The organism is Synechococcus sp. MU1651 (genome assembly GCF_023630635.1).
In the GTDB taxonomy this organism is placed as follows: Bacteria; Cyanobacteriota; Cyanobacteriia; order PCC-6307; family Cyanobiaceae; genus Parasynechococcus.
In genome coordinates, this window is sequence record NZ_JAKUHJ010000004.1 from 161,279 (window position 1) to 169,928 (window position 8,650).

The window sequence follows — 8,650 nt, forward strand, 5'->3', positions numbered from 1 at the left end:
CGACGGTTGTGCTGTGTTGATTCGCCTGCGTCTTCTGCTGATCAGCTTTGGCGGTGGCCTGCTGCTGCTGCTGCTGCTCTGCCTTGGAGCCCAGAACCTTCAGGATCGCCACACGCTCCAACTCGGGGGGCAGCGATCAGTGCCTCTTCCCACGGGTTTTCTCGTGGGGATTGCGATGGTGATCGGGGTGATCAGCGGCGGAACCGCAACGGCCGTTTTGCTTCCCGATCAACGCGATCGCTTCGATTAAGAGCAATCAGGCAAAAGCAATCAGCGACGGTGCTCAGGCGTCCAGCGCAATCAAGGTTCCGTCCAGCACCAGTCGTGTAATGCCCCTGGCCAACAGGTAACTGCTGGTGCGCTGAAAGACAGCCGTATCAGGAACCTTGATCACCCGCTGACTCCGCCCGCACAGGCGCTTGGCCGCGCGGGGGCTGGCAAACAGGCACAACCCCTGCCGTTCCTGCTCGGCATCGTCAAGGAGGCCCAACTCGGGGAACTCCTTGAGGGGGCGCGCATCCAGCTCGACCACCTTGTCGACCAGCATGTAAGCGCTGTCCGGCAGCAGGTCGACACTGAACGGTTGGGCTTGATTCATTGGGCGATCACTGAGATCTCCCACCCCAAGCAGGGGAACAAGCTCCGTGAACGTTTCAACGCTGCCGTTGTCATCGTCTTCGGCGAGCTCCTCATCAGAGTCTTCGCCGAAGTCATCCGCGTCATCCAGGGCCAGGCTGCTGTCGTCTTCCTTGAGGGAGTCAGCCTCTGGTTCTTCCACCTGAGTGACGGTTGGCGGAGGAGGAGTCGCCAGCCCTTTTTGCCTGCTGGCCTTCAGCGCGGCATAAGCATCAGCTGGCAACAGTGCTTTCACCGTGCGACTCACGGTGTTAGGGCTGCAGCCAAAGGCCTCTGCCAAAGCTGATGTCGACTCGCCGGCCTTGTAACGACCGACCAGATCCTGCTTCTCGCTGTCGCTGAGACGACGCGGGGCCATGGATGCAGATCAAGAGCCCATCACCTTAGGTGGCGCAAGGCTTCCAAATCCAGCCTGCCTCGAAGCAGCCTGCCAAGATGTGGGCGCTTGCTCCCTTAGCTCAGCTGGATAGAGCAACTGCCTTCTAAGCAGTCGGTCGATGGTTCGAATCCATCAGGGGGCGTCTACGACGAAGCCACTCCAACGAATAAGTCTCGGAATGGTTCAAACGGGTTGTGGAGCCCCTCGGAGTGTGAGGGGCTCCGATCAGATCAAACGATCAGCTGTAGGCCTTGGCGATGAGGGGGCCAGCTTGCTCATCTGACAGCACTGGGGTGACCTCCCAGTCGAGGCACTCGGCCCACTCCGCGGCGTGCTCGTAACAGGCATCGGCATTTTCTGCCTCCACGAGAATCCAGCCCTCAACAGAACCCGGTGCGTGCCAACGCTTCCAGGACTTGCTCTCAGGGAAAGGCGCACCCGTTGCCAGAAACTTCTTGGCAGCGATTTCGTGGTAGCCGGTCTTGAACGACCAGTGCATCAAAAAGGTCATGGAAGGTGTTGAAGCGAGCGAACATTCCCACAGGCCAAACAGCTTGTCTGTGAGAGCGAACACGGCGAGATAGATCGCTGCAAGCCCTTCCCTCAATCGTCATCAGCAGTCGTCTTGCATCCAGCGTCATGCGCGGTTACATGGGAGCCATGCAGCCAGATGGCGGAATGCCGGAGCTTCTTAAGCGTCAGATTGACCGCCTGGAAACCGCCATTGACCTTTCGACGGACTGGCTTGAAATTCAATATCTGATGGTTGAGCTCGATCAGCTCAAGGCTCTTTATGAGGAGGAGGAATCAGAGGCTGCATAAGCGGGTTTTGACATCAGCCTCAGAGCCAAACTCCAGCGAGTTCAGCAACACGTCAGGCCAGCTTGTTCAGCGTTCTTGATCCAACCCTGCCAGCGTGGGGAATCACTGAGGTTTCATGGGATGAATAACGAGCAGCGGGCGGAACTGGAACGCCTCGAACGTGTGCTTGCGGTGGCCAAGCGGAACGGGAACGAGCTGTTCATTCAGAACATCGAACGGGAGATCGCCGCCGTTCAGCGGGGCGAACACTCCCCCCTCATCGAGGAATACCTCACAACGGAAGAACGGGCATCAAGGCGCGTCGAGAACCAGCCCGAGGATTGAAACCAACTGAAAGGCACGCCACCCCAACAATCAATCGTTCAGGCCCTCAAGGCAATGCGCCTTAATGCTGATGACTTTGTGCCCCTAAGGCACAAAACTATGGTCATCGAGATCGGAGGAGCCCATGACGGACGACACTCCACCCCAGCAGACCGTAGAAGCAGACTGACTTTCTGGCCCCTGCTCCAACAGTCTCAACAATGACCTGGGTTGGTCCTTTGGTGGGCACGCAATGGTCCGCCACGCCAATCGACGCTCCACTTGCACCGTCTCAGGTGCCCTCGGAGAAAACGACCCAACACTCGAGTCCATGGCCCCAGGGCGCCTCGAGCCAGACGCTTCGACCCTTTCTTTCCCTAGCTGAAGTGATGGGTTGAACGATGCACAAACGAGCGAGTTAGGCCGTCTTTCCACCGGGAAGGGCGGCCTTCCTCTTTGGCTAATCACCCATGAAACAACACCAGCCCGCTCTCATCTCGGGCTCACGTTTAAACAGTTAAGGGAAGAGCCATGCAGGCAAGCATCAAGCATCTGCATCCTCCACATCGGCCCCGGAACCAACACCTTCAGCCCCAGGATCCTGCCCAGGCCGCCAGCCACTCTCCCAGATTTGACGCGTCTTGAGATTCAACTCGTCGCGCGAAAGTCCCCATAGCGTGAGACATTTCTGCAGATCATCACGAATATCTTCAGCGCCAGGAAAATCCGCATATCGCGAAAATAATGCAGCAATCGTTGTCAACTGCTGCGGGCCTGGTTCGCCCCCATGACCCAACACAGCATCGATCTGGTCACGATCGATGGCGTAAAGCGGATGGGTTTGCTGCGTGTCGTCGGTCATCCACCGATCATGCCTGAACAGGGCGAGCAGAGCAGAAGATCAGTCGAGCTCCCAGCACTCAGACCCACGACTTGTGAGCAGGCAGACAACATGCTTTTCCTCGCTGATCAGCCGATACGTGTGCCCATCAGCATCACTACGGGCACGGGCATGCCAGAAGGCATTATCTTTGGAAGCGTGTTCGGCACGATTGGACCAACCATCAACTGTTAGCTCTTGAACCGCAAACATGCGCCTGACTCAAACTGAACAAAGGCTCGAGGAGCACGTGCGTTCTGTGCAGGATCAACAGAAACTCGTTGGGATCGCTTGATCAGCTGTTGTAATCAGCGCAAAGCCGAGATTTTGTCGACACTGGAACCAACTTCCACAATAGAAAGACGCTCAGCTGAGGCATCATTTTGAAGACGAAAGAGAAAGCCATTCACCCAAGCTGTTTCTTTATTATTGACCTCATGGCCACGGTCAACGAACCCGGGCTGCTGCTGGAACAGATGCAGGAGAATGGTCAGAACGTCCTGCGGGGAAAGATTTTCTGGATCAATCGATGGCAGTTGATCCCTTACATCCAGATACGACATTGACCCGGTGGTCGCAACATCAAAGGCCACTGTCGACTTGCACACACAATCAGTCCATCCAAACAAAAAGCCCCACCGAAGTGGGGCTTCATCTGTTTAGTGAAACAGGAGTCAGAGCCAATTGGCACGCATGGCTTCGTAGGTCACTCCTCGGTATTTCAACTGAGTTGGAGCCACCTTCTCTTTCGCCAGCTTGACGGGAGAGAGATGTGCAGAGGTGTAGTCGCCGGATTCAGATCCGCGAGCCACGGCCTTTTTGGAGCTGTTGCGGAGCTGCACGCGCAGCTCACGCTCCTTCAGAAGCTGAAGAGCATTCATGGTGTTCCTCGTAGAAAGCTCAGGCCCCGTTCCATGCCCTGAGTCGAACTGCGCTTCGCTGTGTAGCGAAGTGAACGTTTGTAGCGGTTGCTACAAAATAAGTATAGGGCAGCCAGGCCGAGTTGCGCTGTTCATCCCGTTACAGCCAGAGGCAATTAAATCAAGTTCAACCGCAAAAGCTGCGCCAATGCGAGCGAATTGTGGTCGTCTTCGTTGGTCGTTCTCAATTCAAGGTTAAAAAAGAGCGCTGATTGCTCCTGAACAAAAGGGCCTGCATGCCACGTTCCCGGATGCAGCTTGAAGGCTTCACCGGCCTGAAACTTGATCAGAGCGATCGAGGATGCGGGGGGCGGACAGCCGGAATCCGTGGAAGGGGCCATGGCCAGCCACCAGGGCTGGGCATCGGCAGACCCCAGACACTGACTCACGCGATGGTGCCGCGTCATCGACTTGAGCACAGGAGGCCGGCGGCGGATCCGCATCACGTAAAAGCGCGGTTGACCGTCTGCAGCGAAATACAGATCTGCGTCCGCTGAACCGAACAATGCAGGATCACTCTGCGGACGCAACAAGGTGCCACAGCGCTCCAGCCAAGGCGAGTCCGATGCAATCGGCGTCAGGCTCTGGGTTTCCTCATGATCCATCCCGTCAGGATATGAAAACCAGCCCATGCACCCGCGCGACAAATGGTGCCTTCGGCCACTGACGGCAGGGTCGGAACTCCCTATCACCTGAAAAAGGTGAACCGATCATGCTGACCACGTCGACACGCTTGAAACTGCAAAACATCTGCAGCCGCCTGGCGCAGGGTGAGTTCGTGTCACTCCAGGAACGCGTCTACCTTCAAAAATTTGCCGAACGCGATCGCAGCGTGAGCACGTGGGTGAGCAGAGCGCAACGCTTTCAACGGGAAGGCACACAACAAGGCCTCGACGGCTTGATGGCCGATCTCGACCTGGGGCGACGTCATCCAGACGACCCTGAGCATCCAGAAGATGATCTCGGCGACTGGTTCAGCAATGCTTCGCCTTGGCTACGTCGCGACTGACGCGCCTTAGCTGGGATCGTCGAGGGGGCCGAAATGGTTGACGGCAACCGCCTGCAACGTCTTCAACGATTCCAGAACAGCCAGGCGTTGCTGAGCCTGAGCAAGCATCGGCTTGCCATGGGGGACGCATGATTCGATCAGAGATGCCGCCTCAGAGGCTTCAGCCTTCACCCAGCCAGTGCATCGCTCAAGGCGGGTGGTGAGATCACCATCACGCAATGCGCCCGAGTAGTTCGGCCCCGCGAAAACCTCGAGAAGTGTCGCCAGCGCATCCCTGGCCTGCTCCCGGTTCACCGTCATAGGGCTTGTGGAATACGGGACCACACTGGCAGCCCAGGCACAAAAAAGCCGCCTCATATGGGCGGCCGGGTGATGGGGATATCCACAGCTTACCCGAACGAACCAGTGATTGCAGGCCTTTTGAAGAAATGGCGACAACACAGACTGCCAAGGTTTTCCACCTTCCTGTGGATAAGCTGCCACCAGACGGTGTTTTGTGAAATTCAATCCACCACATCTAGCGGATCAGCTGCAGAAACTTGACGAGAAGCACTACACTTATTGATAAGTCGGGTGATGGGGATTACTTGGCTTATTCCTCCGTTTAACGGAGGTTTTTTTATGCCTTCTCCCACGACAAGGCAGCCCTGTCTGCAGAGCTCACATGGCCAAGGAGCATGTCCATGCAGAAGAGGCAAGCCACATCTGCACAACTTTGTTCACGGATCTGACTCATCTCAGTGAACTGGAGAAACTGATTCAGGTCTGATGACCCAGGCCAGTGAAATCAAACCAACAACTTTGTCAGGCAAGACTGAGATCTACGCCATAGGCTCCGTGCAGCAACACAAGATCTCGACCAGATGCGTGCCCTGAACGGATTGCTGCTGCTAGCGATTGCTCTGAGCGTGCTCCCGTCTTCAGCAGGCGCTCTTGAGCTGGGTCCTTGTGAACCGGCCGAAGCGGTGAAAATCATCGACACCAGCCTGGGACAAGGAAAAACGCTTCAGCAAGCCATGCAGATGATGATCAAAGCGAAAGTGTTCGACGGATCCAAGGCGTGCATCACCTTCATCCGCGAGACCTCGATGAGCATGCGCGATTCATACCCAAGAGCCTTTAAATCGCTTTGGTTGAACTAGGCATCCGTCGGATCCTGATGATGTCGGTTTGGCGGAGAACCGGGCCTTAAGCCAACGGCCCACGAGCAAACCCGACATCATCGAGTCAGGATCTCGGCCCATCATGCAAACCCCACGACGGATCAACGATCCCGCCAATAGCCTCGCCGTGGTGGTTGCCGTCGTTCTCAGCGCGCTGCTGTTGTTGGGGCAGGCTCTGTTCATCGTTCCGGCCGGCAAGGTTGCCGTGGTCACCACCTTGGGCAAGGTGAGCGGAGGATCGAGACTCCCGGGCCTCAATCTCAAGGTGCCGTTCATTCAATCGGTGTATCCCTTTGATGTGCGCACCCAGGTCAAACCGGAGGAATTTGCCACCCTCACCAAAGACCTCCAGGTGATCGAAGCCACCGCAACCGTGAAATACGCCGTTCGCCCCAACGAAGCCGGACGGATCTACAGAACGATCGCCGGCAACGATCGCGAGATCTACCCCCGCATCATTCAGCCGTCATTGCTGAAAGCCCTGAAGTCGGTCTTCTCCCAGTACGAGCTCGTCACCATTGCCACCGAATGGAACGACATCTCCGCCCTGGTGGAGCGCACGGTCGCCGAAGAACTCGACAAATTTGATTATGTGGAAGTGCGCGGTCTCGACCTCACAGGCCTGCAGATCGCAGAGGAATATCGCGCTGCTATTGAACAGAAACAGATCGCAGAGCAGCAACTGCTCCGCGCCCAGACCGAAGTGAAAATCGCTGAGCAGGAAGCCCTGCGCTACGACACCCTCAACCGCAGCCTGGACGATCAGGTGCTCTACAAGCTTTTCCTCGACAAATGGGATGGGCAAACGGAGGTGGTACCGGCCCTTCCGGGCAGCAACGCCAGCACACCTCCAGTAATTGTGGGGCGACGCAGCTGAAATAACGCCAGCCGTGATTGTTGATCAACAATCGCTTCTCGAAGACAAAGATCGTCTCGAAGAACTGCGCCGCAGTTACGACGGTGAAGCACGGCTGAACGAATCCTTCATCGTTCTGACGGTTGGCGCCAGCCTGATCGCCAGCCTGGGTTTGGTCGCCGACAACAATGCGGTGATCATTGGGGCCATGGTTGTGGCGCCGTGGATCCTGCCGCTGCGGGTGACGGTGTTCGCGATCCTGATCGGGCAGGCCAGGCTGTTGTCACGATCACTGATCACCCTTGTCGCCGGAGCAGGGATCACCTTGATCCTGTCGATGGCATTGGGCCTCATCGCACGCAGTCAGGGCTTGCTTGTGGTCGAGGCCTTGCCGGAACAGATCGTCGCCCGACTTGAGCCCAACACATTTGATCTGGGAATTGCCTTGGCGGCAGGTGCCATCGCGACCTACGCCAAGGTCAACCCTGGGGCCGTGAGTTCGATGGCCGGCACGGCGATTGCCGTGGCCTTGGTGCCGCCGGTGTGCGTGATGGGATTGATGCTCTCCGGGCCAGACATCAGCAGCGCCCAGGGTCCTGCACTGCTCTATGCCGCCAACTTGCTTGGAATTCTGATTGGCGGGATCACGGTGCTGGCGATTCGTGAGCCGTACTTCCGCGACAAACTCAGGCGCCGCCGCCGCTCACGCTTACCCGTGCTGTTGGCATTGGGTTTGGCCGTGGTGGTGGGTCAAAAACTGTATGGCAGGTATGAGCAATACCGATACAGGCTCAATCGGGAGGTGGCCCAAAAACAGATTGAATCTGAGATCCGCTACTACCTGAAGAATGAGACGTTGACCTTTGGCGCCAACGACGCCCTGAAACTGGAAAAGGTTGTCTTCGACTGGCCTGACTACTGGGAACAAAATCAAGCCCCAAGTTTCCTGGTGGTGGTGCGATCACTCGACCCCAAGCCGAGTTACAAACAGGTTCAGAACATTCAAGACACGATCAACAGCAGACTTTCAGGGCAGTTCCCTGGCCTTGAACTGCAGATGCAGGTGCAACGCATCAACGTGAGCGTGGTGGAAGGCAATGAAGTGGACCTTGAGGTTGACCTCGAGCAAATCTTCAACGAAGCGGATACAAGCCAAGCACCGCCACAGGCGCTTGAAGATGAACCAAAAGTTCAAGCAGAAGATTCAGCCGTAGCTGAAATCTGTTCAGAGCCAGATTGCTGAAACGCGATTTATTTGCGGGTCAGGATGACAAACAGGGCGTGAGTCACAGCGGCTGGCCACATGCCAAACAACACTGGGAACCCAAGGCCACCAACGGCAAAGAGATAGATCACCAGGTTGATCCAAAAGGGCTGCGTCAATCCCACCTGAGTGAAGACGCCCAGAGGGGGCATGAACAGGGCAATGATGATCCGAAAGATGTCGCCGCAGGTCATCAGAGGAGCACGGGGGTGCCCTTGTCTTTGCCATCACCACCTAACGCACAGATGGCTCCTCTCTGTTGATGGTTGATTGGAGCTCAAGTCTGAAAGCACAACAAAAAGCCCCCTCCGAGGAGGGGGCTTTCCGATTCAGTTGATCTGAATCGTTTTTGCTGTTCCGAAGGGAACAGGTTGATTCCAGATCAACCGATGGCAGGAGCCTGCAGAGCCACAGGAGT

General features: G+C 56.6%; 15 protein-coding genes and 1 tRNA gene. 8 read left to right on the plus strand and 8 right to left on the minus strand.

Annotated features, from left to right (window positions below):
* The first annotated feature begins 13 nt into the window (after window positions 1–13).
* A complete protein-coding gene (locus tag NCN05_RS05885; protein ID WP_115081645.1) occupies window positions 14–250 on the plus strand; it encodes a hypothetical protein in 237 nt (78 codons plus the stop codon).
* 33 nt (window positions 251–283) lie between these two features.
* On the opposite strand, the gene NCN05_RS05890 is transcribed toward NCN05_RS05885, so the two are convergent.
* Window positions 284–994: a helix-turn-helix domain-containing protein gene (locus tag NCN05_RS05890; RefSeq protein ID WP_250397364.1), complete on the minus strand. Its 711-nt coding sequence runs from the start codon at window positions 992–994 to the stop codon at window positions 284–286.
* 89 nt (window positions 995–1,083) lie between these two features.
* Here NCN05_RS05890 and NCN05_RS05895 point away from each other — a divergent pair.
* Window positions 1,084–1,157: transfer RNA gene (locus NCN05_RS05895), tRNA-Arg, on the plus strand.
* Between the two features lie 96 nt (window positions 1,158–1,253).
* Here NCN05_RS05895 and NCN05_RS05900 read toward each other — a convergent pair.
* Window positions 1,254–1,526 carry a DUF3303 domain-containing protein gene (locus NCN05_RS05900; RefSeq protein WP_250397365.1) on the minus strand — a complete coding sequence of 91 codons (273 nt, stop codon included), beginning with the start codon at window positions 1,524–1,526 and terminating at the stop codon, window positions 1,254–1,256.
* Between the two features lie 128 nt (window positions 1,527–1,654).
* Here NCN05_RS05900 and NCN05_RS05905 point away from each other — a divergent pair, with 128 nt between their 5' ends.
* Window positions 1,655–1,837, plus strand: a complete 183-nt coding sequence (locus NCN05_RS05905; RefSeq protein ID WP_114988193.1) for a hypothetical protein — start codon at window positions 1,655–1,657, stop codon at window positions 1,835–1,837.
* 120 nt (window positions 1,838–1,957) lie between these two features.
* Window positions 1,958–2,161 (plus strand): hypothetical protein, encoded by a 204-nt coding sequence (locus tag NCN05_RS05910; RefSeq protein WP_250397366.1) that lies wholly within the window; start codon window positions 1,958–1,960, stop codon window positions 2,159–2,161.
* A 523-nt stretch (window positions 2,162–2,684) separates the two neighbouring features.
* Here the strand turns inward: NCN05_RS05910 and NCN05_RS05915 are convergent.
* The 4 genes from NCN05_RS05915 to NCN05_RS05930 form a co-directional block, all read right to left on the minus strand.
* The gene (locus tag NCN05_RS05915; protein WP_250397367.1) at window positions 2,685–3,002 is read right to left on the minus strand and encodes a DUF3288 family protein; all 318 of its coding nucleotides are present in this window, start codon (window positions 3,000–3,002) and stop codon (window positions 2,685–2,687) included.
* A 326-nt stretch (window positions 3,003–3,328) separates the two neighbouring features.
* On the minus strand, window positions 3,329–3,613 hold the full coding sequence (locus tag NCN05_RS05920; protein WP_250397368.1) for a hypothetical protein: 285 nt from the start codon (window positions 3,611–3,613) through the stop codon (window positions 3,329–3,331).
* Between the two features lie 81 nt (window positions 3,614–3,694).
* On the minus strand, window positions 3,695–3,901 hold the full coding sequence (locus NCN05_RS05925; protein ID WP_114988190.1) for a hypothetical protein: 207 nt from the start codon (window positions 3,899–3,901) through the stop codon (window positions 3,695–3,697).
* Window positions 3,902–4,056: 155 nt separating this feature from the next.
* The gene (locus tag NCN05_RS05930) at window positions 4,057–4,545 is read right to left on the minus strand and encodes a cupin domain-containing protein (RefSeq protein ID WP_244272429.1); all 489 of its coding nucleotides are present in this window, start codon (window positions 4,543–4,545) and stop codon (window positions 4,057–4,059) included.
* A 107-nt stretch (window positions 4,546–4,652) separates the two neighbouring features.
* Between NCN05_RS05930 and NCN05_RS05935 the strand changes: the two genes are divergently transcribed.
* Window positions 4,653–4,949, plus strand: coding sequence for a DUF8638 family protein (locus tag NCN05_RS05935; RefSeq protein WP_115010336.1), 297 nt, complete (start codon window positions 4,653–4,655; stop codon window positions 4,947–4,949).
* 6 nt (window positions 4,950–4,955) lie between these two features.
* Here NCN05_RS05935 and NCN05_RS05940 read toward each other — a convergent pair whose 3' ends face one another.
* Window positions 4,956–5,249, minus strand: coding sequence for a hypothetical protein (locus NCN05_RS05940; protein ID WP_114988187.1), 294 nt, complete (start codon window positions 5,247–5,249; stop codon window positions 4,956–4,958).
* Window positions 5,250–5,812: 563 nt separating this feature from the next.
* On the opposite strand from NCN05_RS05940, the gene NCN05_RS05945 reads away from it, so the two are divergent.
* From NCN05_RS05945 to NCN05_RS05955, 3 genes are all read left to right on the plus strand, one after another.
* Window positions 5,813–6,091, plus strand: coding sequence for a hypothetical protein (locus tag NCN05_RS05945; protein WP_114988186.1), 279 nt, complete (start codon window positions 5,813–5,815; stop codon window positions 6,089–6,091).
* A 103-nt stretch (window positions 6,092–6,194) separates the two neighbouring features.
* Window positions 6,195–6,989, plus strand: coding sequence for a prohibitin family protein (locus tag NCN05_RS05950; RefSeq protein ID WP_115081715.1), 795 nt, complete (start codon window positions 6,195–6,197; stop codon window positions 6,987–6,989).
* A 13-nt stretch (window positions 6,990–7,002) separates the two neighbouring features.
* Entirely contained in the window at window positions 7,003–8,211 is a 1,209-nt protein-coding gene (locus NCN05_RS05955) for a DUF389 domain-containing protein (protein ID WP_250397369.1), read from the plus strand.
* A gap of 8 nt (window positions 8,212–8,219) precedes the next feature.
* On the opposite strand, the gene NCN05_RS05960 is transcribed toward NCN05_RS05955, so the two are convergent.
* Window positions 8,220–8,426, minus strand: coding sequence for a YqaE/Pmp3 family membrane protein (locus tag NCN05_RS05960; RefSeq protein WP_250397370.1), 207 nt, complete (start codon window positions 8,424–8,426; stop codon window positions 8,220–8,222).
* Window positions 8,427–8,650: the final 224 nt, after the last annotated feature.